This is a genomic window from Pseudophaeobacter sp. TrK17, assembly GCF_042192375.1.
GTDB lineage: Bacteria > Pseudomonadota > Alphaproteobacteria > Rhodobacterales > Rhodobacteraceae > Pseudophaeobacter.
In genome coordinates this window covers 61,735-88,645 of record NZ_CP071704.1, presented here as the reverse complement: position 1 = coordinate 88,645, position 26,911 = coordinate 61,735, and the positions used below count along the sequence as shown (strand labels likewise).

Below are 26,911 nucleotides of genomic sequence, written 5' to 3'. Positions count from 1 at the left end.
TTTCAGATCAAGGCAGAAGTAATGACCCTCAACAGACTGATTTCAAGGCGGCACGTGCTGTGCACCGGTGCCGCTTTCACGGCCATATCCGCTCTGTCACCGGCACGAGTAGCGATGGCAGGTCCGACAGAGGACCCATTCTTGCTACGCGCTGCGGCCGGACAAGCCGCCCTGCGACCGGCACCCTACGGCTCTACCGACGTCTGGAGCTACAACGGATCCCTCCCCGGCCCCGAGATCCGGGTGCTGCAGGGAGACCGAATTCGGGTTCTGGCCGAGAACGGGCTAAATGAAGGGACGACGGTCCACTGGCATGGCATTCGCACACCCAATGCGATGGACGGCGTGCCTTTCCTGACACAGGACCCGATCCCAGTCGGTGGCAAGTTTCTCTACGAATTCGATGCGCTGGACGCAGGTACGTTCTGGTATCACCCGCACCAGCGCAGTTCAGAACAGGTCGGCCGTGGCCTTTACGGGCCGCTGATCGTCGAGGAGGCGGACCCGATCCGTGTGGATCGCGACCTGACTTGGATGCTCGATGACTGGCGCATGACCCGAGAAGGACAGATTGCCGGGGACTTCGGAAGCCGTCACGACGCCATGCACGGCGGCCGCATAGGCAATTCCGTGACCATCAACGGCCAGATGCCGGAACGCATCTCCGTGCGATCCGGAGAACGCATCCGCCTGCGGTTGATCAACGCGGCGAATGCCCGGATCTTCGGGCTGAATTTCAGTGGTCTTGCGCCGGTCGTGGTCGCTCTGGACGGTCAACCCGTATCACCTCATGTACCAGTCGATGACATCGTGGTGGTCGGTCCGGCCATGCGTGTCGATCTGGTGATTGATATGATCGGCAAGCCCGGAGAGAGCCTGACCATCACCGATGTCTTCTACAGGGATCTGGAATACCGTCTGGTCGATCTCGCCTACGGGCCGGATCGGTTACGGGACGCGGTCCCGGACTGGTCGATGGCGCTGCCTCCCAACCCGCTGGCCGAACCCGATATGCAAGCCGCCACGCGGCATCAGATCGTCTTCAACGGCGGCATGATGGGGCAGATGATGATGGGCGGCGGCATGGGGTCCATGATGGAGCAGATGCGCGAAGGCAACATGTGGTTCATCAACGGCAAAGCAGCAACGGGGCACATGATGGATCCATTGCTGCTCCTGCAGCAGGGCACGTCGCATGTGCTCCAGATGGACAATCGCACCGCGTGGCATCACCCGATGCATCTTCATGGACATTCGTTCCGTGTGATCGCACGGAACGGACAACCGACACGGCATCGCGAATGGCAGGACACCGTCCTGTTGGCACCCGAGGAACGGGTCGAAATCGCCTTCGTGGCGGACAATCCGGGAGACTGGATGTTCCATTGTCACATCCTCGAACACCAGGCGGCCGGCATGATGGGCATCATACGTGTCGATCCTGGCACGACCAAAACCTGAAACAATCTCACGTAACGATCACCACGAAAGGAAAGAACCGATGAAGAAACTAATTGGACTTGCCAGTCTTGGCACCGCAGGTGCTGCCGCTGTCTTTGCAATGAGCCTGAATGCCGCGCCTGCCGCAGCGCAAGAGGCCACGCTCTACAAGAACCCGCAATGCGGATGCTGCGAGAGCTATGCGGACTACCTGCGCGAGAATGGCTTCACGGTCGAGGTAAAGCCGACCCATGATCTTGCTCAGATCAGCCGTGATGCAGGTATCCCGGACGATTTCCAGGGCTGCCATACGACCTTTCTGGGTGACTACGTCGTCAGCGGTCATGTGCCAATTGATGTCGTCAGCAAGTTGCTTGATGAGCGCCCGGACATCGCCGGTCTGACACTTCCCGGCATGCCGTTGGGATCGCCGGGTATGGGGGGCGCGAAGCAGGAACCGTTCAAGATTTACACCGTCGAAGAAGGTGTGAACCCGACCGTCTATGCGGTCGAATGATCAATTGCGCGGTCTGGTGCGATCCCGTGCCTGACCGGTTTCAAGGGAAAACAAAGGATGAAGTGCATGATGATGGATGGTGGAATGATGGGTGGCGGCATGATGATCGCGATGGGACTGGTTTGGTTACTCATCGTGGCGGTGCTGGTGCTCGCGGCAATCGCCTTGGTCAAATACATCCGCTCGGACAGCGGAAAATAGAAATGCGCCAAGATGCGGAATGAGGGCGACAGCAACGGCGACGGCCTGTTGTCGATGGGGATTGGTCTGGGGGCGTCCGTCCTGCTTGTCGTGGCATCGATAGTCGCACTCTCGTTGTATTTGGATAGCCAGAAGAAGGCACAAGCGACATGAAAATTACCATTAGGCTCGCAGCACTTTTGCTGGCTGCAACGGTCTTGCCCGTTTCGGCGCAGGATGACTCGCTCGCGGGCGAACGCCTTTATCAGGAGAATTGCGCCAGTTGCCATGGCGCAAACCTGGAGGGGCAGCCCGATTGGCGCTCCAGATTGCCGAACGGCCGGTTGCCTGCCCCGCCGCATGACGCCTCGGGCCATACTTGGCACCATACGGACCGCGTGCTTTTGGACATCGTGAAGCGCGGAACGGCGGCGATTGTCGGGAATGGCTATGAAAGCGACATGCCCGGTTTCAAGGAGGTGCTGACGGATGAAGAGATCACGGCGATCATCGATTACATCAAGAGCACATGGCCCGATCGGATCCGCGCTTCGCAGGAAAGCCGTACCCTTGCGGATGAGCAGGTGCAGCCATGACGCAAGAGGTCGTCAGCAAAATCGACCCCGTACCGCGGCGCAGGATCTCCGGGTTTGTGCTGGTGCCGCTGATAGCTTTTGCCCTCATGGTCTTGTTCGGCTGGGGGCTTTTCAGGGGCGGCGACGACTTGCCATCGGCGCTTCTCGACAAACCTGTGCCGGAGTTTGCGCTTGCTCCGGTGCTCGGCCGCGAGGAAGGTCTTTCGACGCAGGACCTGATCGGCCATGTCTCGCTGGTGAACGTCTTTGCGTCGTGGTGTGTGCCCTGTCGGGCCGAACACCCGCTGTTCATGGAGCTGAGCGCCACCGGTGAGGTGCCGCTCTACGGGATCAACTACAAGGACCCACCCGAGCAGGCGCGCGCCTGGCTCGACGAATTGGGCGATCCCTACGCGCGCATCGGGGCCGACATCGACGGACGTGCTGGCATCGAATGGGGCGTTTACGGCGTGCCCGAAACCTATGTCATCACGTCCGACGGCGCCATTGCCTACCGCCATGTCGGCCCCATCACGCGAGCGATTCTGGAGGAAACCCTTTTGCCGATCGTCCGTGATCTGAAAACCCAAGCTGGCAAGGAGCCAACGCCATGAAATATCTCAAAACGGCGCTGCTCGTCTGGGCATTGTCCGTCGGCACGGCGTTTGCCGGGCCGCAAGGCTTCGCACTGCACGACACGCCGCAGCCGGTGATCAATGTGCGCTTCGAGACCGAGGACGGCAGCCGTGGGGACATGGAGGATTTTCGTGGCAAGGTGATCCTCGTGAACGTTTGGGCAACCTGGTGCGTCCCCTGCCGGGAAGAGATGCCGACGCTGGATGCACTTCAGGCGGAACTTGGCGGCGACCGTTTCGAGGTTGTCGCCCTGTCCATCGACAGGGCCGGGTCGCCCGTCGTGCGGCGGTTCTACGACGAGATCGGTGTCAACAATCTCAAGATGTATGTCGACAAGACCATGCTGTCGATGACCGCGCTGCGCACCGTCGGTCTGCCGACAACGATCCTGATCGACGCGCAGGGGCGGGAGCTTGGGAGACTGGTCGGCCCGGCCGAATGGGATGATCCCGAGATGGTCTCCTTCTTGCGAGGCTTTATCGAATAAGCGCCCCTGAAAGAGCGCCGCCCGCCCTTGACCGTCCAGTTCTCAAAATGACCAGTACTCAAACTTCAAAAGGATTTTCCGGATGACCGACATATCATCTTCCAACGATGCGGGCGCCGTCGGCACCGAAAGCGTCGGCAACCGGCTCCGGTGGTTGCCGCGCAGACGATTGCTGTTCGTCGGTGCGGCAACCGTGATGGGCGGCGGCATGGCCCTGAACTGGGGATGGCTCACCGCGATCGGTCTCGCGCCTGTCCTGGTCTCGCTGGCACCCTGTGCCGCGATGTGCGGGCTTGGTCTGTGCATGAAGGGCGGGTCCGGCGGGAAATGCAACGATGCGGGTGGTGGCAAACCCGATCAACCGGAAAGGTGATGCAGTTGATTTTCTGTCTGACTCGGCGCGCCGCCTTGGCGACACTTGCGGCCACGATCTCCTCTGCGGCCTTCGCCGATCATCCGGGTGAAAATCTGGATGCGCGGATGTTCGAGATGGAGCCATCCTTCCAGGCCATCGACGCCGCACAGGCCCCGGATTTCGGGTTGCAGGATGCGGCGGGCAATCCCGTGCGCCTGTCGGATTTCAGCGACAAGGTGGTTATCCTGCATTTTATTTACGCCAGTTGCCCGGATATCTGCCCGCTCCATGCGGAAAAGATCGCGGCGGTCCAGGCTTCGATCAACGACGGGCCGATGCAGGATCTGGTGCAATTCATCTCGATCACGACCGATCCCGTGAATGACACGCCCGACGTCCTGCGCGAATATGGGAACCGGCATGGATTCGATCCGACCAACTGGGTCATCCTGACCAAACGGCCTGATCAAGCTGACGACGCAACGCGCCTTCTGGCGCGGGACTATGGGCTGGAGTTCACGATGACCGCCGACAGCGACATGATGATGCACGGCGCAGTGACCCATGTCGTGGATATCGGGGGGCGGTTCGCCGCAAAGTTCCATGGTATGGAATTCAAGCATGTGAACCTGACCTATATGTCAGCGAGTTGATCAACAATGCCCAGCACCGACGCCGGGAACGCGGTTGGTGGGACCGGCTGACGGGGGCGTTTCAATGAGTAATGCTGAGATTGGCGTCATGCAGTCCGCGCCGGATAGAATTTCCCTGACAGCACTCCGTCGATATTTTTCGGTGATCATCCCGGCTAATCTGATCTGGGAGTTCGCCCACATGCCGCTCTATACGATCTGGAACGAGGGCACCTGGGGTGAGATCGTCTTCGCCGCGGTTCATTGCACGGGTGGCGACATCCTGATTGCCATGAGCGCGCTGATGCTTGCCCTGATGCTGACGGGCCGCGGCTGGCCCTTCGTGGCGCCGACACGACGATCGGTGACCGTCCTGACAATATTGTTCGGTTTGGGATATACGCTGTTCAGTGAATGGCTCAACATCGTGATCCGCGCGGCTTGGGCCTATTCGGACCTGATGCCGATCATTCCGGTCCTCGATGCAGGGTTGTCGCCGGTACTGCAATGGATCGTAATCCCGCTGATTGCCTTCTGGTGGGCATCACGGCCCTTCAGCGGACATGGTAACGCATGATGGATATTTCCGGCATCGGCATCGTCGCGGCGTTTCTGGCGGGAGCCATTTCGTTCCTGTCGCCCTGCGTCCTGCCGCTGGTGCCGGGCTATGTCTCCTATATTGCTGGCCAGCCGGATTTGCGCACGACGCGATCGGTGGGCCTGCGGGCGCGCGCCGGGGCACTTGGGCTAAGCGCCTGTTTCGTTTTGGGATTTTCCACGGTCTTTGTCGCGTTGGGTGCCGGGGCCAGCGCGCTCGGGTCGCTGCTTCTGTCCTGGCGCACTGAGCTCAACTATCTGGGCGGGGCGATCATCATCCTGTTCGGACTGGTCATGCTGGGTGCCTTCCGTCTGGAAGCGTTCTCGCGTGACACCCGCTTCACACTCGACATTCCGGGGGGTCGCCCGCTCGGAGCCTACGTCCTGGGCTTGGCCTTCGCCTTTGGTTGGACCCCCTGCATCGGACCGATCCTTGGCGCGATCCTGACACTCAGTTCGACTTCCGGCGGTATGTCGGACGGAATCTGGCTGCTGTCGATCTATTCCGCGGGGCTGGGCGTGCCGTTCCTGTTGGCCGCGCTGTTCACCGACGCCATCGCCGCGCGGGTCAGACAGATCGGCAAGGCCGGTCGCTGGCTCTATAAGGGCGCAGGCGTCGCCATGATCATCATGGGCGTTGCCATCATGACCGGCCAATTGTCCCGGGTTGCCTACTGGCTTCTGGGAACCTTCCCATTCCTGGCCTCAATCGGTTAATTTTCCTTTGCATTTTTGAGGTGAAGCCAGATCAGTATTGCCCCGATGACGAGAAAGATCAGGTTGAGAAAGGACGTGTCAGCAGATAGGTGTTGAGATACATCAGGATGAACATCACCACCGTGGATGTGGCGATCATCGCGAAAAAGCGTGTGTATGTCATTGGAAACCTCCAGTCTCGAAAAATTGATGACCTACGGGAGGAACAACATTGCTGCGCTGGAATGTTCCGTAGTTTTCGGGAAAGTTCGGCTTTTGCAGACGTCAGAGCTATCCGGACGCCTTGCTGATACTGCCCGCCTTTTGTTCCATCGCCAGATCGGCCAAGATGTGGCAATCGGGGCGGTGATCGCCCGCGCAAGCATCCACAAGATGCGACAGAGTGGCGCGCATTTCAGTCAGTTCCGCGATCTTGCAGTCAATCCGGTCAAGGTGCTCTTCGGCGATCTGCTTTACCTCGGCACTGGCGCGGTCGGTGTCGGCATAAAGCTTCAGCAGGCTCCGGCAATCCTCGATGGTGAATCCAAGGGCGCGGGCGCGGCCCAGAAAGGCCAGCTTGTGCACGTCGCTCTGCCGGAAGCTGCGATAGCCGTTTGAACTGCGCAGCGGTTCGACAAGACCGATGTCTTCGTAGTAGCGGATCGTTTTGGCGGGAAGGCCGGAAAGGTCGGCCACATCTCCGATGTTCATAATCGTTTCCTCCTTGAGTTCATTCAGCTGGAATTGGGGATGCCGAGGCTTCGGAGAAGGGGCGCGCCGTTTCGTCCATCGCCGGGCGCACGCGGCGCAGCCGCAGCGCATTCGTCAGCACGAAGACGGAGCTGAGTGCCATCGCACCCGCCGCCAGAACCGGTGAGAGCAAAAGCCCGGACACCGGATAAAGCACGCCCGCCGCAACCGGGATCAGGGCGACGTTGTATCCAAATGCCCAGAACAGGTTCTGGCGGATGTTGCGCATGGTGCTCCGCGACACCTCGAGGGCGTTCACGACGCCGCGCAGATCGCCTGACATCAGCACCACGTCTGCGGATTCGATCGCCACGTCTGTACCGGTGCCGATGGCGATACCCACGTCTGAATGGGCAAGCGCGGGTGCGTCATTGATCCCGTCGCCAACGAACGCTATGCGATTGCCCGCGCCGCGCAGATCATCCAGCGCCGCCACCTTGCCGTCGGGGAGAACGCCAGCGATCACATGGTCGATGCCGGTTTCGTGGGCGATAGCCTCTGCCGTTTCGCGCTTGTCACCGGTGATCATGGCAACCTTCAGTCCCTGTGCGTGCAAGGCGCGGATTGCAGCGGCGCTGGACGGCTTCACCGGATCGGCTACCGCGATGACGGCGGCGACACGACCGTCGATCGCCGCGAAAAGTGCGGTGCGGCCCTGTTCGGCCAGCCGACGCTCCTCGTCGGCCAGATCGCTGATTGTCAGCCCCTCGCGGGTCATCAGGCGGTCGGCCCCGACAAGCACCTTGCGGCCCGCCACTTTTGCCCGCACGCCGTGGCCGGTGATGGATTCAAAATCCTTGGCGTCATGCCGCGCGACGCCCTCGACCTTTGCCGCGCGCACGATTGCCTCGGCGATCGGGTGTTCCGATTGCGCCTCGACAGCGGCGACCAGTGCCAGCACCTCGGCGCGGTCAAAGCCGTCCGCAAGCACGAGATCGGTCAGTTCCGGGCGGCCCTGGGTGACCGTTCCGGTCTTGTCCAGCGCCACCACATCCACGCTGGATAGCTGTTGCAACGCGTCGCCCTTGCGGAAGAGCACGCCCATCTCGGCGGCACGTCCCGTGCCGACCATGATCGACGTCGGCGTGGCGAGCCCCATCGCGCAGGGGCAGGCGATGATCAGCACAGATACACCGGCCACCAAAGCAAAGGACAGCGCGGGCGAAGGACCGACCAACAGCCAGACAATCACCGTCAAAAGCGCCAATGCCATGACAGCGGGCACGAACCAGAGCGTGATCCGGTCCACCAGCCCCTGGATCGGTAGCTTGGCGCCCTGCGCCTCTTCGACCATCCGGATGATCTGGGCCAGCGTCGTGTCGGCACCCACACGCGTCGCGCTAAACCGGAAGGCACCGCTGCCGTTGACGGTGCCGCCGGTGACGGGATCGCCCACGGATTTGGCGACCGGCACCGGTTCGCCGGTGATCATACTTTCATCCACACGGGCACTGCCTTCGGTCAGCTCACCATCCACTGCGATCCGCTCGCCAGGGCGCACGATCAGAATGTCGCCAGCGACGATGCGGTCGATGGCCACATCCTGCGGCTCTCCGTCTACCAGCACACGGGCCGTCTTTGCCTGAAGGCCCATCAGCTTCTGGATCGCAGCCCCGGTCCGGCCCTTGGCGCGGGCCTCCAGCCAGCGGCCCAGAAGGATCAACACCACGATCACCGCCGCCGCCTCGAAATAGACCGCGCGCGATCCCGCGGGCAGCAGCGTCGGTGCGAAAAGCGCCACGAGCGAATAGACGTAGGCCGCCGATGTGCCAACCGCGACAAGGCTGTTCATGTCCGGCGCGCCTTTCAACAGTGCCGGGAAACCGCGTGTGTAAAAAGTACGTCCTGGCCAGAGCAGGACTGCTGTGGTCAACACGAACTGGATCATCCAGCTGGCCCGGTGGCCGATGGTGTCACCGATCAGACCGTGCATGCCGGGGATCAGATGTGCGCCCATCTCAAGTAGAAACACCGGCAGGGCGAGGGTCGCTGCCACGACAGTCCGTCGTGCCAGAACCCGCGCCTCTTCGTTCTTGCGGGCTCCTGCGTCTTCCGATGAACTGTCTTCGGCCTGAGTAGCGGGGTAACCTGCGTCGCTGGCCGCCTTGATGAGGTCGACAACCGCGACCGCGCCCTCCAGATAGGTGACCGTAGCGGTTTCCGAGGCCAGGTTGACGTTCACGTCCAGCACGCCCGGCAGCACTGCCAGTGCCTTGTCCACCCGACCGACGCACGAGGCACAGGACATGGATGCGATGTTCAGACGTACGCTCCGGCTCCGGGCCGGATAGCCGATCTCCTGAAGGGCCGTGACGATTTCGGCAATGCGCTCCGGCGTGTCTATCTGCGCCTGGGCGGTCTCGTTGGCGAGATTGATGCGGACATCGCTGACCCCCGGCAGAGCCGTGAGGCCACGTTCCACGCGCCCGACGCAGGAAGCGCATGACATGTTTTGCAGGGAAAGCCGAAGGGTGCGCGGATCCGACATGAGAATCTCCTTGATCTGATCCTGCTACAGATAGGGCCTCCAGTTACTGGAAGGTCAACAGGCATGTAGAATAAAATTCTGGCCATTGACCTTCCCGCGCCGGAACGCCTTACATGCATGTCGTCAAAGGAGATTGCGATGTTCAAATTCAGCGTACCGAACATGAGTTGCGGCCATTGTACCGCTTCCATCCAAAAGGCCATTATGGCGGCCGACCCAGATGCAACGGTTTCGTGCGATCTGACTGCACGTATCGTCGACGTCGACAGCACTCTTGATGAAACTGCATTGGCCGCAGCGATCAGCGATGCGGGCTACAGGTCTGAGAAGCTGGCAGAGGTTCAGTAGCCAAGATGCGTCAGCAACGCTCCGCTGGACGGAGATAGTGGCTCTCTCTATGTCGCTGATATGCAACACTCTCTGACAGCAGCGGCCAAAACTCGCCTGTTTCAAAAAAAGCGACAAACCTTCCTGCGCAGGACGGATTGACTGTACTGCGTCGGTATCCGATGTTCGCGGCATGAGCTTTCGAGTTTTCATATCAAGCTGGTCAAGGGCGTTTACGTGCATTGCGTTTGCGCTGGCATTGGTGTTTTCACCACCTTCTGCCGCTCACGCTGCGTCCGGCATGCATGACGGACATCAAGCCAAGTCTGTTGGTGTCGTTGGTGCTGCCATGACTCATGACACCGGAAGCGATGCGCATCACGCGCATGAGAAGCTTAGGGTCGCAAGCGACATCGACATCGCAGCGTCCGACAAGGATGGCAAAGAGCAACAATCCAAAGAGTGTTGCAACGGCATCTGTATTTCTGTCGTCTTCATCGAAGACACCAGGATCAGAGCAGAGCCGGTTGGTAAAAGTGAATATGTCATTCTGGACGGTCAAACTTATTCGGTAGAAACAGCAGGGTTTCTTCGGCCCCCTCGATTCCTGATCTGAACCGGCGCCCAAATCGGGTGTGAGCCTTGCGCAGATTCTGCGTGAGACAACGTTCACCAATCAGGTTACTTTCATGAAAATTCATCTACTTATGGGGGCTTCGGCCCTCGGGCTTGGCGCATGCGCCTATGAGCCCACCCCGTTGCCGTCCGTCGCGACCCAACAGGCCGTCGCCAACACGGCAGTTTCATCGCCGATCAGCTATCAGGACCCCTTGGCGGGCTACACCTATCGCGGCCCTACAGGTCCCCGCGACTGGCGTTCCGTCAATCAAGAACAGACGGAGGGCAACTGATGCGGGTATCGAAGTTTCCGCTGGTTTTCGGCTTTCCGCTAATCTTGGGTGCCTGTGCTACAGCTGTGCCAGGCATCTACACGGAACCAAAAGCTGGCTTCGCCAATATTTCCAGCCAGGTCACACCAGCCATCGGCAAACGGACAGCTTTCGCCGAAACCCAGGCCGAAAACGAGGCCTTGAAGAAGCAGGTGCACGCAATGGTGCACCGCAAGACCATTTCGGCGGACACCGCCGTTCAGGTCGCGCTTCTGAACAACAAGGGGTTGCAGGCGTCTTATGCAAATGTCGGCCTCTCCGCCGCTGAGGCTTGGCAGCAATCGACTCCGGAAAATCCGATCGTCGCAATCGGTATACTCGGCATCGGTGCGCCCGAACTGGGTGCCTACAGGGCGATCGAAGGACTGATCCGGTCGAACGTGCTCGATGCCACCACTCGCAAGCAGCGTACGGCCATTGCAGACGCAAACTTCCGGCAGGCTCAACTGAGCGCCGTGAACGACACGCTCGCACTGGCCAATCAGACGCGGAAGGCATGGGTCGATGCCGTAGCCGCCTTCGAGGCCGTGAGTTATCTCCGCCGTGCGAAAGCGACGTCTGACGCCGGATCGGAATTGGCGATGAGACTGGGCGAGACCGGCGCGCTTAACACAGCCGGGCAGGCCCGTGAACAGGCCTTCAACGCCGAACTCGCCGGACAACTTGCCCAGGCACGCTTGAATGCTACCCGGTCCAAGGAGCAGCTGACCAGGCTCATGGGGCTGTGGGGCACCGAAGTCGACTATTATGTGCCCGATGCCCTTCCTGCGCTGCCGCGTTCCGTCGGCCGTGTGACTGACATCGAAGCGAAGGCATTGCGGAATCGGGTTGATCTGCGCGTTGCCAAACTTGGCCTGGAAGCACAGGCCAAAGCGTTCGGTCTGACCGACCAGACCCGCATTATCAGCGATCTCGAATTCATTGCCGGCTTCGAAGCGGAGAGGGAAATCGAGGACGGGGAAACAGAAACCGTAACCACCCCTCAGGTGGAGGTGGAGTTCGCAATCCCGATCTACGACACCGGGAAGGCACGGATGCGCAAGGCGGAATTGTCGTACCTGCAAGCAGCCAACGTGCTGGCAGAGAGAGCCGTCAACGTCCGCTCCGAAGCGCGTGGTGCTGAAGCCTCTTATCATGCGTCATATAAGATCGCCCGCCATTACCGCGACGTTCTGGTGCCGCTACGCACGACCGTCGAAGAAGAGGGTCTGCTGTCCTATAACGGCATGATCACCAACACTTTCGAGCTACTGACAGACGTGCGCGAGAAACTTGGCGCATCACTGGAAGCGGCAAACGCAAAACGCGAATTCTACATGGCTCAGGCTGACCTGACCGCTGCGATCTATGGCGGCGGAGATGGCGGCGGTGCTGGTGGAGAAGGCGCAACACTTGCCGCCGGTGGCGGCGCAGGACACTGAAAGGAACTGACATGCTAAATAGACGTCAATTACTCGGAGCCGGCGCGGCAGGTGCAACGCTGGTATCTTCGAAAGCCTGGGGTCAAACCCTGAACATGGGCCTGCCCGAAGCTGCCCAAATGGATAGCGCAGCAACAGCGGTCACGCCGCGACCGTCCTCTGGTGTGGATTATACTCCTGTCGTCACTTTGAACGGCTGGACATTGCCCCACAGGATGAACAACGGGGTGAAAGAATTTCACCTTGTTGCCGAGCCCGTCGAGCGTGAGATGGCCGATGGCATGATCGCGCATTTGTGGGGCTATAACGGCCAATCCACCGGCCCGACGATCGAAGCAGTCGAAGGCGACCGGGTGCGCATCTACGTCACCAATAAGCTGCCGGAAGGCACAACGGTGCACTGGCACGGGCTCATTCTTCCTTCAGGCATGGATGGGGTCTCCGGATTGAGCCATCCAAGCATCCCGCCGGGCAAAACCTTCGTCTACGAATTCGACTTGGTGAAGTCCGGAACGTTCATGTACCACCCCCACGGCGATGAAATGACCCAGATGGCGATGGGGATGATGGGCATGTTCGTGGTCCACCCCAAGGATCCCACATTCATGCCGGTCGATCGGGATTTCCTGATCATGCTGAATGCTTTCGACATCGATCCGGGTACCTATGTACCCCGCATCATGACGATGACGGATTTCAACCTTTGGACCTGGAACAGCCGGATCTTCCCCGACATCGATCCGCTGGTCGTGAACAAGGGCGACCGGGTGCGAGTACGGGTTGGGAACCTTACGATGACGAACCACCCGATCCATATGCACGGCTATGACTTCAAGGTCACCTGCACAGATGGCGGCTGGGTGCCGCCTGAAGCACAGTGGCCGGAGGTCAGCATCGACATTCCCGTAGGTGCGATGCGCGCCTACGAATTCGTCGCCGATCATCTGGGAGATTGGGCGATCCATTGCCACAAATCGCACCATACGATGAACGCCATGGGCCATGACGTGCCGACGTTCATCGGGGTGAACAAGAAGCCGCTGACCCAGAAGATCCGTCAATTCCAGCCGGAATACATGCCGATGGGCATGTCCGGCATGGGGGACATGGCAAAAATGGAAATGCCGCTACCCGACAATACCATCCCGATGATGACGGGTTGGGGCCCGTACGGACCCATCGAGATGGGCGGCATGTTTTCGGTCGTGAAGGTGCGGGACGGCATCGACGCGGACGATTACTCCGATCCCGGCTGGTACGAGAACCCTCCGGGCGAGATGGCCTACGAATGGACTGGCGAATTACCCGACTTTGCCTCCAACAACAGCCCCAAGACCATTCTCACACCGAAACCAACCTCGAAGGGCTGAGCGGCCCTTCGTCATCTCCAACCGAACCAACCTACAGGACAATAAAATGAGAAATCTTCTTTTGACGACAAGCTTCGCGATCGCGCTATCAGCACCGGCCTTTGCTGCAGGTACACACGACGGTGGACATGGGGAGACCAAGCCAGCCGCAATGATGGTCGGCATGCCGGGTGACGCCGCCAAGGTTGACCGCACAATCGACGTCACTTTGCTCGAAAACGATGAGGGCCAGATGCTGATCGAGAGTGAGCCGATGGATATCAAGGAGGGCGAAACCATCCGCTTCAACATCACCAACAAGGGTGAGCTGGAGCATGAATTTGTCCTCGACACGGTAGAGCGTAATGCCGAGCATAAGATCGAAATGGCCAAGATGGACATGGAACATGACGATCCGAACCGTATCCGTCTCGATGCGGGCGCTTCGGGCGAGGTTGTCTGGACTTTCGCAAATTCTGGCACATTCGAAGCGGCATGCTTGATCGCCGGCCACTACGAATCCGGCATGCACCGTGAGGTCGCAGTAGGTGACCAGATGGCTCAGGCTGACGTGGAATACACGAGCGGCACCATCAAGAAAATCGACGCCAAGGCCGGCAAGGTTACAATCATCCACGGGCCGTTGGTCACGCTCGACATGCCCGCCATGACCATGGTGTTTCGCGCGGACGAGACGATGATCGCGAACATGTCGGAAGGTCAGGACATCGAATTCGTCGCTGACCGGGTCAAGGGCAAACTCACTGTCACACAGATCAAGTGATGAAAATCCATGGGGCCAGGGCAAACGCCTTGGCCCCATCGCTTTGAGGCTTGGCCCGAGCAAGCAAGAAGATCCCAAAAAATCAAGCGCTACGGAGGTAGCCGAGCATGACGAATTTCCTGAGAACCTGCACCATCGCCCTTGCGCTCGTCCTTCCGGCTTTTTCAGTGGGCGCTTCCAGTGGCAAGGGCCAGCAGCCTCACGCGCGTGCATTCGAAGTGCCTGGCCATGATCCGATCGGGAAACCCGGTGATGGCTCCTCAATCGACACGACGATTGAATTGTCCATCAGGGAGACAGAAAGCGGCTACATGCTTTTCGAGCCGGACGCGATCCAGATTGAAAGCGGCTCGGTTGTCCGGTTTTCAATCAGAAATACCGGCGCATTGGATCACGAGTTCTTTCTCGGTTCCTTTGACGAGGTCGCAAAACATCAGCAATGGATGCGCGAACATCCCGATATGCAGCATGACAGCGCCAACTCGGTTTCGATCCCAAGTGGACAAAATGCCGATTTGATCTGGGAGTTCTCCGATGTGACCAACCTGGAGTTTGCATGCTTGATACCCGGCCACCGGGAGGCGGGCATGTGGGGCGTCATCATCGTCCACGATCACCTCGCGCCGAAATCCAAGGGTTAGACTTTTCCATGTCGCTCTCGGATAGGTATCATGTGTTTGTACATAACGTATCTGCCGCGTTCGGATACGACTACAATGATGCCACGCCAGACTGGGTGCATCCGTTCATTCATCTCATACTGGTCTTGGCGCCTGCGCTGCTGATCAGTGTTGGCTCATATCTTGCAATTCGCGGCGTTCTGAAGCTTTGGAGGCACCTTCGCACGCCTGCGTTCCACCAAGAGCCCATACGAGGGCTCGAAGGCAGTCTTTTCAGCACCGTCTTGCGCTATTCCAGAAGGCAGCAGGCGCTGATGATCGTGGTTAGCCTCATCGCGATGCCTATTCTCTATCTGACCCTGGAGCTGCCAAAACAGATCGTAAACAACGCTCTGGATTCTGACCGTTTCCCTGTTGCCGTTTTGGGACGGGACGTCGACCAGGTCGTTTTCCTCATGCTTCTTTGCGGTCTCTACCTTTTGGCTATTGTCCTGAATGGGCTAAACAAATATGGCCTTAACGTCTTCAAAGGGTATGTCGCGGAGCGTTTTCTTCGACGCTTCCGCCTGCTGGTCTATCGGCAATGGCGCAGCGATCCAGACTCCCGAAACCAAAGCGAGATCGTCCCAATTCTTGCACAGGAAGTCGAGCCGATAGGTGGCTTCGCGGCGGACGTCCTTACGCTGCCAATCCTGCAAGGCGGTACGCTTTTGACGATCCTGTTTTTCATGTTCATTCAGGACCCTGTCTTGGGTGCCGCCGCACTGACGGTACTGCCAATTCAGCTCGTGCTGCTGCCCAAGCTGCAACGCCGGGTCAACGCGCTTTCGCGTACCAGGATCAAGGAAGTCCGACAGCTTGGCAGGCAGCTCAGCGATCAATTGCGCCAACGGCAGGTCAACTCGGCTGGGCTGCTGCCAGCGAGTGCAAGTTTTAGAGAGCTTGAGCACGTGCGCAGGAAGATCTTCCGCCTGAAATTCTTTATCAAGGCCCTGAACAATTTTCTGACCGCGCTGACGCCATTCCTGTTCTACTCTCTGGGCGGATACTTCGTCATCGACGGGCGGATTACACTCGGCGCGCTTGTGGCCGTCCTGGCAGCGCACAAGGACTTTTCGGCACCGCTGAAAGAGCTCTTCAATTACTATCAGACGCTGGAAGACACGCGGATCCGATATCAGGAAATCACGACCTTTTTCACTGGATCGATTCAGCGATCGAGGAAATCTCAGGCAGACAACCCTAAGCTAGAAGAGGTCAGCCAATTCGAGGAAGCCACACTGAGATATCCGGCTTTGCCTTTGAAGAGACAGGGGGCAATCACAACATCATGAAGGAGTCTGATAGAATGAGATGGGCAGCAATATTTTTTGCTCTGGTCGCCGTTGTTGCGGCGGGATGGTATTTCAAGCAGCAGACCGACTCCCAAACGGGCACCCGGACGGAGGAGGGCAGGGTGCTTCCTGCAGGTGCGCTTGCAACTGTTAAGCTGCCAGCCAGTTTTACAGAGCAGGAGCAGATCGGCGCAAGCGCTTATGATGCGGACTGTGCCGCCTGCCACGGCCTGAACGGGCAAGGCCGGGATGGTGTTGCTCCACCGCTTGTTCACAAGATTTATGAGCCGGGCCACCACGGTGACATGGCGTTTGTCCTTGCAGCGCAGAATGGCGTTCGGGCGCATCATTGGAAATTTGGCAACATGCCAGCGGTTGAAGGCGTGACGCGATCAGATATTCTCGATATCGTGTCTTACGTTCGTGCATTGCAGCGTGCCAATGGGATCAATTGAGCCGTCTCGACGGACAGAAGGGTGGGATTTGGTTCGCGGTCAACGACTATTCGGCTCGCCGCGACATGGCCACAACTGTTGAGGAAAATTCTCTAGATGAGTAAGTGTCTCGCTGCATCGATCCTGATCCTTGCTGCATTTTTCGGATCTTCCACCGCAACTCATGCCGAGGAAACCGGCCTCTTTAGATTGACCGACCACGCAGCACCGGTCGGCATCGGCGCCCGTGAACCATCACTTTCAACCTTGCCGGATGGCCGGATCATATTGAGCTGGACAGAAGAAAAAGGAGCCGAATCGGAGGTTCGCATGGCCATCCTCGATGGCAGTGAGTGGTCGGACGCTCGTGCAATTCATAAATCGTCAAAGATTTACATCAACTGGGCCGATTTTCCATCGGTAACGGTGCTGGCTGATGGTGGTCTGGCGGCACAATGGCTCGAACTCAATGGTACGAGCGATTACCAATACGACGTGAATATTGCTTTTTCCCTCGATGAGGGCAAAAGTTGGTCGGTCCCCCTTATCCTCCATGATGACAGATCTCAACGCCAGCATGGGTTTGTTTCGTTGGTTCCCCATCAGTTTGGCGGATTGACGGCGCTGTGGCTGGATGGCCGGAAGTATGAAAGTCAGACAGAAGGCGACAGTTTCGAGAATGCAATGCAGTTGCGTTCGCGGCAGATCAACTCTGACGGAACGATGAAGCCAGAAAGCTTGTTGGATGTGCGCGCTTGCACTTGTTGCCAGACGTCGGCGGCGCGCACCGGCTCGGGCGACATCGTGGCCGTTTATCGCGACCGCACGGCGGGTGAAATCCGCGATATATCGCTTGTGCGGCACGCCGACGGGGAATGGACGCAGCCCGCCACGATCCATAACGACGGATGGGAGATCTCCGGATGCCCCGTAAATGGCCCAGCCGTTGATACGATGGACGACAAGGTGTCCGTTGTCTGGTTCACTGCAGCTGAGAATAAACCGGAGGTTTATATCGCGTTTTCGGACGATGGCGGTGCGCAGTTTGACGAACCGCTCCGCATTGACCTCGGCACAGCCGCGGGACGGGTGGATGTTCTGCAAATGCCGGATGGAAGCGCATTGGCGCTCTGGATTGAATATGTGGGAGGCGGTGAAGCGATCGTCATGTGCCACATATCGCGAAGTACCGGATGCGCAGCGCCTCAGGCGCTCCATATCAATCGGGGCGGCGGATCGATCGGTTTTCCCCGAATGGCGCGCGGAGACGCCGGTACGTTTGTGGCCTGGACGCAGCCGACCGGCGGCGGGGATGGGGACACTACAATCCGCATGGTCGAAGTCGCGGTGACTCCATAGGTTTCGAGCATACATCTCAATATCCTATTGCTTGCTTGACGCCGTTGCCCTTATTCTGCGGCCCGCCCGAGGGCCAAATCAGGCACTGTACCGGCTTGCTTCAGGCTCCACCCTTTGATGATGGCATAAACCGCCGGAATGACGATCAGGGTCAGCAAGGTTGACGACACCATTCCCCCGATCATGGGCACTGCGATGCGCTGCATGGTCTCGGACCCGGTGCCATGCGCCCAAAGGATCGGCATCAGGCCGGCCATGATTGCGACAACTGTCATCATCTTGGGGCGCACGCGGTCTACTGCACCCACCATGATCGCGGCGTAGAGCTCGTCGCGGGTCAGGTCCCTGTCGCCCTCGCGGGCACGCGCTTCATTCAACGCCTGATCGAGATAGATCAACATGATCACTCCGGTTTCAGCCGCCACCCCGGCCAGCGCGATAAACCCGACGGCCACCGCAACCGACATGTTGAAGCCCATGAACCACATGAGCCAAATGCCACCGACCAGAGCGAAAGGCAGCGACAGCATCACGATCAAGGTTTCCGTCAGGCGGCGGAAGTTTAGGTAAAGCAGCAGAAAGATCAGCGCCAGCGTCAGCGGAACAACAGTGGCCAGCCGCTGTTTCGCGCGTTCAAGGTATTCGAACTGACCGCTCCAGCCCAAAGAATAGCCGGGTGGCAGAGTGACGGAGGCCGCGACCGCCGCCTGAGCTTCGGCCACATAGCCGCCAAGATCGCGTCCGACGATATCGACAAAGATATATACGGCAAGCTGTCCGTTCTCGGTGCGGATCGACGTAGCTCCGCGGGTGCGTTCAATGGTGGCCACGTCCCCCAGCGGAATGGTGCCACCGCCCGGCAGTGCAACCTGAACCTCGCGCCCAATCGCCTCCGGATCAGACCGCAGTATCGCCGGATAGCGCACTGCGACGTCGTAGCGCTCGCGTCCCCCGACGGTCTGGGTGATGGCCTTGGCCCCCAACGCCATGCCGATTACCTCTTGCACATCCTGCACCGACAGACCGTAGCGGCCAAGCGCTGTACGGTCCGGGCACCGATCGTACCACGGCTTCGACCTCACGGGCGACCTTTTCCATCTCGGTCAGGCTGGTGCCGAAGACCTTGATCCCCACAGGCGTGCGGATGCCGGTGGACAGCATGTCGATGCGCGCCCGGATCGGCATCGTCCAGGCGTTCGATACGCCGGGAAATTGCAGGGCGGCATCCATTTCCTGCCGCAGGCTGTTGATTTCCACTCAGAAGTGACCCGGGCAGGCATATAATTTCCATTGAGGGGGCATCGTTGAGTGAACCCCAAATCAACTGGTCAACTCGCTGACCGTCTCTTCGCCCTTCAGCGCCTCTAATGCGGCCTTGGTCTTAAATTCAGGGCGATGCTGCTTCCGTTTCGACATGTCAGATCTCCTTCGTGTTGAAGATCAGCAGACTACAAATCGCAGCTTACACCAGTGTCCGAATTTCGGGGAGCATCTCAGACGCCATCACTCGCCTGTCGAAAATCTCAAAATTACTGACCTCACATTTTTGTGATACTAAATTGGTTGAACCTCCAGTGGGTGAAGGTTGTAGAAACCGGAAAAGTTTAGTTTGAGGGTAGTGGAATGAAGTTTGTAAAAGATGCGGCTATCTCGCGGCGCAGTATCCTGCTTGGAGCAGCGGCGAGCGGCCTCACTCTGAAAGCGGGCACCGCATTTGCCCAAAACACGCCTCCGATAGCATCACCGGTTGTACGTAGGAACTCGTCCGGTTTTGCTGTCGCGAATTGGGAGGATCACTTCGACAACCTGAAACATGGGGTAATACTCTGCGATATAGATTCCCGAGCGGTGCAGTATTGGTCCGAAAACCAAAGCGTTTATAAGCTTTATCCTTCCAGTGTGCCTGAGTCCGAAGATCTTACCAAACGCGGGTACACTAGCGTGATCAAGAAAGTGGAAGGTCCAAGCTGGCGCCCAACTCCTTCAATGAAAATCCGCAATCCAGAATGGCCCGACTACTTTCCACCTGGTCCTGATAATCCTTTGGGCACGCACGCTCTCTACCTGTCATGGCAGTATTATCGCGTCCACGGGACAGGAGACACGCGGAAGATTGGCCGCCGATCATCAAATGGGTGCATTGGTCTTTATAACGAACATATCAAAGAATTGTTCGCTTTGGCCGAAGTAGGAACACAAGTCAAACTGTTTTGATCCCGCACTTCGCATGACTTGTTAAAGTCTGATCTCCTGTACCAGCGCTCATTCTACGTTCACTACTCGAAAGCCATAATTTCATGAAACGAAGAAAATTTCTCCTTGCCACCGGGGCTGTCGGTGCTTTGTGCAGTCAGCCCGTTTCAGCTCATGTAGTGCTGCCAAAGTATGATTTGCCGCCGGAGTATTTGCCTCAAGTAGTAAGCATCCCAGGAGGCGCTGATCCATACGAAATTCATGTTTTCCCAAGCCAGTTTGCCCTCTTCTGGACCCAACCTGACAACACTGCAATTCGCTATACCGTTGGGATCGGTCGCCCGGGTCTTTATGAGGCAGGCGAATTCTATGTTGGGGCAAAGAAGGAATGGCCCAGCTGGACACCAACCCCGGGCATGTTGCGTCGTGAGCCTCAGAAATATGGTCCCTTACGAAATGGAATGCCTGGCGGTCTGAGCAATCCTCTAGGTGCGCGGGCCCTCTACCTCTTTCAACCGGGTCGTGGCGATACCTTTTTGCGTGTGCATGGCACAAATGACCCAAGCACTATCGGCCGTGCAGTCTCGAACGGGTGCGCCAGATTGGTGAACGATCAGATTGTCCAATTTTATGATAAAGTCCCGCTGGACACCCGTGTGATCCTATACCCCGCAACTTAGAACACTGCCTTGGCGAGATCAGCGTGTTTTGGTAGCTTTTCAGCAGAAGATTTCCTAGGGAAGATAACTCAATCACCCCGGATCTCTCTCAATCCTAGGAAGGATTCAAGATGTTATTAGCGCGACGCGGCCTGTCGAAAATTGTTCTTGCAACAGTATTAGCAGCATTTCCTGTTACTACTGTGGCCGCACAAGAGCTCAATGAAGCAGATATCAAGCGTCTCGCACTTGAAGCGATCTTGGAAAAACCCGAAATTCTGATCGAAGCGCTTGCAATCCTTCAGGAACGTGAAAATGTAGCGCTCGCCGAAGCGCAGACTGACGCCCTGTCTGAGTTGCGCGATGATTTCGAACAGAATGCTCCGATCTTCGGGAACTTGGATGGCAGCGTCACGCTAGTCGAATTTTTTGATTATAACTGCGGATATTGCCGCCGCGCGGCACCTGAGGTCAAAGCGGTACTGGAGGCAAGCAAGGATGTCCGCATTATTTATCGTGAATTCCCAATCCTAGGGCCCGGTTCCGAAGTTGCGGCGCGCGCGTCACTTGCCTCGAGAAATCAAGGTAAATATCAGCAGTTTCACGAGGCAATGATGGCATTGAACGCGCAAGCCGTTGAAGCAAGCGTTATGAAAATTGCAGGCGATGTGGGGCTCGATCTCGAAATTTTGAAAACAGATATGCAATCTGATTCAGTGAGTGATCACATTGCTGCCTCTCTGCGTTTCGCAGAAGCTTTGGGTATAACTGGAACGCCGACGTTCGTATTGGGTGACGAAATAATCCCCGGTGTGATTGAGCGTGGTACACTTCTTGAAAAGATTGCAGAACTCGTCCCCGAGTGAAAGGGGGGACGATTATGAGATCGGTCGTGCCTTGGGACACGCTGCTGCTGTCGGTCGGCCTCTACGTCATGCTGCCGCTGCTCGCGGGCTACCTGACACGCCGGAGCCTCGTTGCGAAGGGTGGCAAGACGGCGATCGACGCGTTCAAGACCCGTGTGCAGCCGTTCTCGATCGTCGGGCTGCTGGTGACGATGGTGCTTCTCTTTGTGTTTCAGGGCGAGGTCATCCTCGACCGCCCGCTCGTCATCGTGCTTATCGTTGTGCCACTGCTGATCCAGTCCTACGGCATCTTCTTCGTGGCCCACGGCGCGGCGCGCGCCTGGAGTATCCCGTTCAACGTGGCGGCACCCTGCGCCCTGATCGGCACGTCCAACTTCTTCGAACTGGCCGTCGCCGTCGCGATCAGCCTGTTCGGTCTGGGGTCCGGTGCGGCGCTGGCCACGGTCGTCGGCGTTCTGATCGAGGTGCCGGTGATGCTGTCCCTCTTCGCCTTCGCAAACCGCACTCAGCACTGGTTTCCCAAGGAAGGGTCCGCATGACCGTCGTCATCCATCACAATCCCGACTGCGGCACCTCGCGCTACGTGCTGGCAATCATCGAGGCGTCGGGCGAGACGCCGGTCGTCGTTCCTTTTCTCGAAACCGGCTAGACCCGCCCGCAGCTTCTGGCGCTGTTCGCCGCCGCAGGCCTTACGCCTCGCACCGCCCTGCGGGTGACGAAGTCCCCGGCAGAGGAGCTGGGCCTGCTTGATCTTTCGGTGGACGACGACACGTTGCTTGCCGCGATGCTGGAACATCCTATTCTGGTCAATGGTCCTATCGTCTTCGCGCCCAAGGGCGTCCGGCCCTGCCGCCCTAGCGACGCCGTGCTGAATCTTCTCGACCATCTCCCCTTGGCCCTATTGCCAAAGAGGACGGCACGCCGCTGATTGACTCGGAAGGACACCGCGTTGGCTGATATACCGAACCTCGCAGAAGCCCATTTGTAAGTATCCGCCGAAGGCCGCTGACGTGCCCTATTGATCAAACGGGTTTTGGAACTGCTTTTGGTTTGCGGGGTTTTGGGGTCCACTTTTTGGCGAGGCGCTCGAAGTTGTCGAGGATGCGACCGATCTCTGCCTCTTCAGGGTCGAACTTTTCCCCATACCATTCCAGCATCCGATGGTGTTCTTCGTGTTTGAGGTCGGCCATGGCGTCAACGAAGTCGGCGTATCCGGGGAAGCCACCCACATCTTCAGGGGGGCATGCCCCGATGGCCCTGACAAGGCGCGGGTATGCAGCACCCGGGATGGCATCATCGATTTTCTCGACCTTGATCACATGGTGCCAGTTGTCGCCAAAGTCATAGATGTAAAGGATGGTCTTGGTGCCGACATCTTCGAGGACATCCAGCAGGCTGGATTTGTTCGCGGGCAGCGGGCCATCGTAATAGCCGTCAGGGTCTGGCACGCCCCAGCCAACACCGCCGGCCCGGAACTCATAAAGGTGGCTGTCGGTCCATCCCATCGCGGCCTGGATCACGTCGTGCAGGCGGTTCAGCTTGATCTTGAGTGGCACATCGAAGCGCCGCAGCACCTGAGGCTCTACATCGGATAATGTCACCTTGAGACGTGCGACCAGTGTCATGCGGCAATCCTTTTCAATTCAGTGGCGGCCTTCCAATGCCAAGGCAGCAATTCATGCACGCGCGAGATCGGGATATCCGGCAGACGGGCGAGCACATCGGCCAGCCAAGCCTGAGAGTCGATGTCGTTCATCTTTGCCGTGACGATGAGGCTATACATGAAGGCTGCCCTGTCGCCACCACGTTCAGACCCTGCAAAAAGCCATGATTTTCTGCCCAATGCGATGCCGCGTAGAGCGCGCTCGGCGGCATTGTTGGTCAGGCAGAGGCGCCCATCATCAAGGAAGGCAGTAAAGGCGTCCCAGCGACCTGTCCCGTCGAGCATGTAATTGATCGCCTTGGCGACAGGGTTGTGCTTTGACATCCGTGCCCGCTCGGCCCGCATCCAGTCATGCAGATCATTGACCAGCGGCGCGACCCGCTGCTGGCGAACTTCATGACGCGCTGCGGCTGACAGGCCAGTGATTTCACGCTCTACAGCGAAGATGGCCCTGTACGCACGAAAGGGGTCAAAAACGGCCACATTTTCTGGTTGTGCATTTTGAGTTGATATGGCGGACTGATCCGTATATATGCTCCGATATAAATTAACTTGGAGCGTGCATGGAACAGCTTTGGTCAGCAGAGGCCCTGCGTTTACATTGGGTTTTGCAACCCTCAGAGCAGCCGCTGCTGAAGGGGTTGCCTGGGCCGAAACGGCTTGTACTCGGATACTACCTGAAGTTTTTCCAACGCCATGCCAGATTTCCTAACCGAATGGATGCCATGCCAGAGGCTGTTGTGCAGTTTTTGGCGGAACAGATCGAGTATGACGGTCCGCTGCCATCAGATGTACCAGAGCGCTCGGATCGCCGGTATCGCCGTCTGGTTTCGGATCATTTGCGGCTGCGGCGATTTGATCGAGCCGCTTCTGGCGAATTTGTGGAATGGCTTGTGGTTGAGGTCTTGCCGAACGCGCCGCAGGTGTCGGCGCTTGATGAGCGGATGACAGCGTGGTTTCTAGCCAATCGTTTCATCCGACCAGAGCAATCGCGCTTGGACAAGCTGATGGCTCAATCGGAACGCCAGTTCGATCACAGGCAATACGCCAAGATTTCAGGGCGGCTGACGTTGGCGCACAAACACGCCTTGGATGCTTTGCTGACGACCGATGAGGCCGCATCGCGATTTGCGCAGCTTGCGCGAGGTCCAGGCGGGGCAAGCGTACAGGCCGTTCAGGATGCTGTGGCGCGGTTAGAGATGGTTCGTGCCATCGGCCTACCGCCTCATCTCTTGGAGGGCATTCATCCAGACCATATCGCCAGCCTGGCTCGCCGCGCCGCCAGCGAAGATGCTTGGGACATGCGCCGCCGTCCCGAGGCTGTACGGCATGCCCTGCTCAGTTGCTTTTGCGCGATCAGAGCCGCAGAATTGACAGATGATCTGGGCGATTTGGTGATCAGCATCATCCACAAGATATCTGCGCGCGCTGAGAGTAAGGTGATCAAGGAATATGTCGCTGACTTTCGGAAGGCGGAAAGCAAAGACACGGTTTTGGGCAAGATCGTGCTCGCAGTCGATGGGCAGCCGGAAGGCGACATCCCGCAGGTCATCTACCCGGTCGTCCCGCGTGAGACGATCCGTGAGCTGGCGAAAACCTACCAGGCAGACACGCCTTCATTCACGACCCGCGTGCATCATACAATCCGCCGCTCTTATGCGCGGCATTACCGGCGCGTCCTGCCAGTGATCTTGAGAGCACTGACGTTCCGGACGAGCAGCACCAGTGCCGAGCCGTTGTTGGCCGCCCTTGCCGTATTGACGGAGCCATCGGACCGGAAGCCACAATTTTATGCTGAGGAGGAGGTTCCGATCGACGGTGTTATTCGCCCCAAGTGGCGAGACATTGTTCTCGAGGTGGGCCCTGGAGACGTGGTCCGCGTCAATCGCATCAACTACGAGATATGTGTCCTTCAGACTCTGCGTGAGAAGCTGCGGACAAAAGAAATCTGGATAGAGGGTGCAAAGCGATATTGCGATCCGGACCAAGATCTACCAGCCGATTTTGATACGCGCCGCGCGCACTACTTCGACTTGCTTGATCAGCCCCAGAGTGCGGCTCAGTTTGTCCAGGCGTTGCGAGACGGCATGAGAGAGGCCCTGAGCGCCTTTGATCAAGGCTTCCCGGCCAACAGGGATGTCAAACTCAAGGCTCGGGCCGGAGGCGCGCGCCTATCCTTGCGTCCCTTGAGTCCACAGACTGATCCTGTGGGGTTGGAAGACCTTAAAGCGGAGCTTGGCCGACGGTGGCCGATGACCAGCCTTCTGGATGTGCTGAAGGAAGTCGATCTGCGCACAGAGTTCACGCCGCTGTTCCGTGCAGCGGGGTCTCGGCAGAACTTGCCGCAGGAAGAGGTCTCCCGGCGTCTCTTGCTCGCCCTGTTCGGGATCGGGACAAATATCGGGCTCAAGGCCATTGCGGCGGGCCCCCATAAGGTCAGCTACAAGGAGTTGCTCTACATCCGGCAACGCTTCATTCACAAAACAGCACTGCAGGATGCAACCCGCCGGATTGCAGATGCCACCTACCGCATTCGCAGCTCCGATATCTGGGGAGATTCGGGTACGAGCTGCGCCTCGGATTCCACGCAACTGGCATCCTGGGACCAGAACCTGATGACCGAGTGGCATCAGCGCTATGGCGGGCGTGGTGTAATGATCTATTGGCATGTCGATAAGCAGGCCACCTGTGTCCATTCACAGTTGAAACAAGTCTCGTCTTCCGAGGTTGCGTCCATGATTGAGGGCGTACTGCACCACGGCACGGACCTGGATATCGACCGCCAGTTTGTTGATACTCACGGACAAAGCGTCGTGGGGTTTGCTTTTTGCCACCTTCTTGGCTTCGACTTGATGCCACGCCTGAGAGGTATCGCCGGCCAAAAACTCTCCCGCGCAGACAAGCAGGCCGACCGCCGCTTCGCAAATATTGAGCCGATTTGCACGGCCCGACCCATCGACTGGGATCTGATCGCGCGGCATTACGATGAGATGATCCGCCTTGCGATTGCCCTCAAGCTGCGGACAGCCGATGCGGAGACCATCCTCCGCCGCTTCACACGGGGCCAAACGCACCCAGTGTTCTCGGCACTTCTGGAATTGGGCAAGGCGGTCAAAACGATCTTTCTATGCCGGTATCTCGGCAACGCGGAGCTGCGCCGCGAAATCCATTCCGGGCTCAATGTCATAGAGCGCTGGAACGGGGTGAACGACTTCATCTTCTACGGCAATGGTAATGAGCTGGTGTCCAACCGTCGTGACGATCATGAAATCTCTGTCCTCAGCCTGCACCTGCTGCAAGCGGCGATGGTCTATGTGAATACGCTCATGATCCAGCAGGTACTTCGTGAGCGCCCCTGGCGCGAAAAGATGACCGCCCGCGACATGGCAGCGCTGAACCCGCTGCCGCACAGCCACTTCAACCCATATGGTGTCTTTGATCTCGATATGGATACGCGCCTTCCCCTCGAAGAGATGAGGATGGCAGCATGATGCGTTCCGAAACTTATAACAAACGGAACGACATTTTTTGCACGCAAAATCAGCGCCTTGCAAGATCCGTATATTTGTTCCGCATTAAGGCAGCCAAATCAAGGCAAA

At 58.3% G+C, this 26,911-nt stretch carries 27 protein-coding genes and 4 pseudogenes; 26 read left to right on the top strand and 5 right to left on the bottom strand.

Annotation, left to right across the window (positions count from 1 at the left end; translation table 11 throughout):
- Positions 1–21 precede the first annotated feature (21 nt).
- The 10 genes from JZI28_RS23620 to JZI28_RS23575 all read left to right on the top strand — a co-directional run bounded on the left by JZI28_RS23620 (position 22) and on the right by JZI28_RS23575 (position 6,136).
- Positions 22–1,461, top strand: coding sequence for a multicopper oxidase family protein (locus JZI28_RS23620; RefSeq protein WP_141135344.1), 1,440 nt, complete (start codon positions 22–24; stop codon positions 1,459–1,461).
- Positions 1,462–1,501: 40 nt separating this feature from the next.
- Complete coding sequence (locus tag JZI28_RS23615; protein WP_093734044.1) at positions 1,502–1,957, top strand: DUF411 domain-containing protein; 456 nt, start codon at positions 1,502–1,504, stop codon at positions 1,955–1,957.
- A gap of 66 nt (positions 1,958–2,023) precedes the next feature.
- On the top strand, positions 2,024–2,158 hold the full coding sequence (locus JZI28_RS23610) for a hypothetical protein (protein WP_007121580.1): 135 nt from the start codon (positions 2,024–2,026) through the stop codon (positions 2,156–2,158).
- Positions 2,159–2,307: 149 nt separating this feature from the next.
- On the top strand, positions 2,308–2,733 hold the full coding sequence (locus JZI28_RS23605) for a cytochrome c (RefSeq protein WP_037929512.1): 426 nt from the start codon (positions 2,308–2,310) through the stop codon (positions 2,731–2,733).
- Complete coding sequence (locus tag JZI28_RS23600; protein ID WP_093734045.1) at positions 2,730–3,326, top strand: DsbE family thiol:disulfide interchange protein; 597 nt, start codon at positions 2,730–2,732, stop codon at positions 3,324–3,326. Before JZI28_RS23605 ends, JZI28_RS23600 begins: the two co-directional genes overlap by 4 nt.
- On the top strand, positions 3,323–3,835 hold the full coding sequence (locus tag JZI28_RS23595) for a TlpA disulfide reductase family protein (protein WP_037929516.1): 513 nt from the start codon (positions 3,323–3,325) through the stop codon (positions 3,833–3,835). The genes JZI28_RS23600 and JZI28_RS23595 overlap by 4 nt, the downstream gene beginning before the upstream one ends.
- 82 nt (positions 3,836–3,917) lie before the next feature.
- Positions 3,918–4,208 carry a hypothetical protein gene (locus JZI28_RS23590; protein WP_132998136.1) on the top strand — a complete coding sequence of 97 codons (291 nt, stop codon included), beginning with the start codon at positions 3,918–3,920 and terminating at the stop codon, positions 4,206–4,208.
- Positions 4,208–4,843 carry an SCO family protein gene (locus JZI28_RS23585; RefSeq protein ID WP_375700388.1) on the top strand — a complete coding sequence of 212 codons (636 nt, stop codon included), beginning with the start codon at positions 4,208–4,210 and terminating at the stop codon, positions 4,841–4,843. The genes JZI28_RS23590 and JZI28_RS23585 overlap by 1 nt, the downstream gene beginning before the upstream one ends.
- Before the next feature lie 64 nt (positions 4,844–4,907).
- Complete coding sequence (locus tag JZI28_RS23580) at positions 4,908–5,399, top strand: hypothetical protein (RefSeq protein ID WP_375700387.1); 492 nt, start codon at positions 4,908–4,910, stop codon at positions 5,397–5,399.
- Positions 5,396–6,136 (top strand): cytochrome c biogenesis CcdA family protein, encoded by a 741-nt coding sequence (locus JZI28_RS23575; RefSeq protein WP_375700386.1) that lies wholly within the window; start codon positions 5,396–5,398, stop codon positions 6,134–6,136. Before JZI28_RS23580 ends, JZI28_RS23575 begins: the two co-directional genes overlap by 4 nt.
- A gap of 270 nt (positions 6,137–6,406) precedes the next feature.
- Here JZI28_RS23575 and cueR read toward each other — a convergent pair whose 3' ends face one another.
- Together cueR and JZI28_RS23565 are read right to left on the bottom strand one after the other, a co-directional pair.
- Entirely contained in the window at positions 6,407–6,826 is a 420-nt protein-coding gene (gene cueR, locus JZI28_RS23570) for a Cu(I)-responsive transcriptional regulator (RefSeq protein WP_375700385.1), read from the bottom strand.
- A 19-nt stretch (positions 6,827–6,845) separates the two neighbouring features.
- Complete coding sequence (locus JZI28_RS23565) at positions 6,846–9,353, bottom strand: heavy metal translocating P-type ATPase (RefSeq protein ID WP_375700384.1); 2,508 nt, start codon at positions 9,351–9,353, stop codon at positions 6,846–6,848.
- Between the two features lie 138 nt (positions 9,354–9,491).
- Here JZI28_RS23565 and JZI28_RS23560 point away from each other — a divergent pair, with 138 nt between their 5' ends.
- From JZI28_RS23560 to JZI28_RS23515, 10 genes are all read left to right on the top strand, one after another.
- The gene (locus JZI28_RS23560) at positions 9,492–9,701 is read left to right on the top strand and encodes a heavy-metal-associated domain-containing protein (protein WP_007120889.1); all 210 of its coding nucleotides are present in this window, start codon (positions 9,492–9,494) and stop codon (positions 9,699–9,701) included.
- Between the two features lie 172 nt (positions 9,702–9,873).
- The gene (locus tag JZI28_RS23555) at positions 9,874–10,296 is read left to right on the top strand and encodes a hypothetical protein (RefSeq protein WP_375700383.1); all 423 of its coding nucleotides are present in this window, start codon (positions 9,874–9,876) and stop codon (positions 10,294–10,296) included.
- Between the two features lie 73 nt (positions 10,297–10,369).
- Positions 10,370–10,591, top strand: coding sequence for a hypothetical protein (locus JZI28_RS23550; protein ID WP_239032051.1), 222 nt, complete (start codon positions 10,370–10,372; stop codon positions 10,589–10,591).
- Entirely contained in the window at positions 10,591–12,051 is a 1,461-nt protein-coding gene (locus tag JZI28_RS23545) for a TolC family protein (RefSeq protein WP_375700382.1), read from the top strand. The genes JZI28_RS23550 and JZI28_RS23545 overlap by 1 nt, the downstream gene beginning before the upstream one ends.
- 11 nt (positions 12,052–12,062) lie before the next feature.
- Positions 12,063–13,421 (top strand): multicopper oxidase family protein, encoded by a 1,359-nt coding sequence (locus JZI28_RS23540; RefSeq protein ID WP_375700381.1) that lies wholly within the window; start codon positions 12,063–12,065, stop codon positions 13,419–13,421.
- Positions 13,422–13,467: 46 nt separating this feature from the next.
- Positions 13,468–14,184 carry a copper-binding protein gene (locus JZI28_RS23535; RefSeq protein WP_045685165.1) on the top strand — a complete coding sequence of 239 codons (717 nt, stop codon included), beginning with the start codon at positions 13,468–13,470 and terminating at the stop codon, positions 14,182–14,184.
- Between the two features lie 107 nt (positions 14,185–14,291).
- Positions 14,292–14,825, top strand: coding sequence for a plastocyanin/azurin family copper-binding protein (locus tag JZI28_RS23530; RefSeq protein WP_375700380.1), 534 nt, complete (start codon positions 14,292–14,294; stop codon positions 14,823–14,825).
- A gap of 8 nt (positions 14,826–14,833) precedes the next feature.
- The gene (locus tag JZI28_RS23525; RefSeq protein WP_375700379.1) at positions 14,834–16,138 is read left to right on the top strand and encodes an ABC transporter transmembrane domain-containing protein; all 1,305 of its coding nucleotides are present in this window, start codon (positions 14,834–14,836) and stop codon (positions 16,136–16,138) included.
- A gap of 14 nt (positions 16,139–16,152) precedes the next feature.
- Positions 16,153–16,593, top strand: coding sequence for a c-type cytochrome (locus tag JZI28_RS23520; RefSeq protein WP_375700378.1), 441 nt, complete (start codon positions 16,153–16,155; stop codon positions 16,591–16,593).
- A 96-nt stretch (positions 16,594–16,689) separates the two neighbouring features.
- On the top strand, positions 16,690–17,931 hold the full coding sequence (locus JZI28_RS23515; protein WP_375700377.1) for a sialidase family protein: 1,242 nt from the start codon (positions 16,690–16,692) through the stop codon (positions 17,929–17,931).
- Between the two features lie 50 nt (positions 17,932–17,981).
- On the opposite strand, the pseudogene JZI28_RS23510 reads toward JZI28_RS23515, so the two are convergent.
- A pseudogene (locus JZI28_RS23510) lies at positions 17,982–19,188 on the bottom strand (efflux RND transporter permease subunit); the annotation flags it as partial.
- A gap of 366 nt (positions 19,189–19,554) precedes the next feature.
- On the opposite strand from JZI28_RS23510, the gene JZI28_RS23505 reads away from it, so the two are divergent.
- The 5 genes and pseudogenes from JZI28_RS23505 to JZI28_RS23485 all read left to right on the top strand — a co-directional run bounded on the left by JZI28_RS23505 (position 19,555) and on the right by JZI28_RS23485 (position 22,606).
- Complete coding sequence (locus JZI28_RS23505) at positions 19,555–20,145, top strand: L,D-transpeptidase (RefSeq protein ID WP_375700376.1); 591 nt, start codon at positions 19,555–19,557, stop codon at positions 20,143–20,145.
- An 83-nt stretch (positions 20,146–20,228) separates the two neighbouring features.
- A complete protein-coding gene (locus JZI28_RS23500) occupies positions 20,229–20,804 on the top strand; it encodes a L,D-transpeptidase (protein WP_350135242.1) in 576 nt (191 codons plus the stop codon).
- Between the two features lie 110 nt (positions 20,805–20,914).
- Positions 20,915–21,649, top strand: a complete 735-nt coding sequence (locus JZI28_RS23495; RefSeq protein ID WP_375700375.1) for a DsbA family protein — start codon at positions 20,915–20,917, stop codon at positions 21,647–21,649.
- 23 nt (positions 21,650–21,672) lie between these two features.
- Positions 21,673–22,188, top strand: a pseudogene (locus JZI28_RS23490) (arsenic resistance protein); the annotation flags it as partial.
- Positions 22,185–22,606, top strand: a pseudogene (locus JZI28_RS23485) (ArsC/Spx/MgsR family protein). The pseudogenes JZI28_RS23490 and JZI28_RS23485, both read left to right, overlap by 4 nt.
- Positions 22,607–22,671: 65 nt before the next feature.
- On the opposite strand, the gene JZI28_RS23480 reads toward JZI28_RS23485, so the two are convergent.
- Both JZI28_RS23480 and JZI28_RS23475 read right to left on the bottom strand, forming a co-directional pair.
- The gene (locus JZI28_RS23480) at positions 22,672–23,274 is read right to left on the bottom strand and encodes a plasmid pRiA4b ORF-3 family protein (protein ID WP_375700450.1); all 603 of its coding nucleotides are present in this window, start codon (positions 23,272–23,274) and stop codon (positions 22,672–22,674) included.
- A pseudogene (locus JZI28_RS23475) lies at positions 23,271–23,762 on the bottom strand (transposase); the annotation flags it as partial. The pseudogene JZI28_RS23475 and the gene JZI28_RS23480, both read right to left, overlap by 4 nt.
- Positions 23,763–23,875: 113 nt before the next feature.
- Between JZI28_RS23475 and JZI28_RS23470 the strand changes: the two are divergent.
- Positions 23,876–26,803 carry a Tn3 family transposase gene (locus JZI28_RS23470; protein WP_375698918.1) on the top strand — a complete coding sequence of 976 codons (2,928 nt, stop codon included), beginning with the start codon at positions 23,876–23,878 and terminating at the stop codon, positions 26,801–26,803.
- Positions 26,804–26,911: the final 108 nt, after the last annotated feature.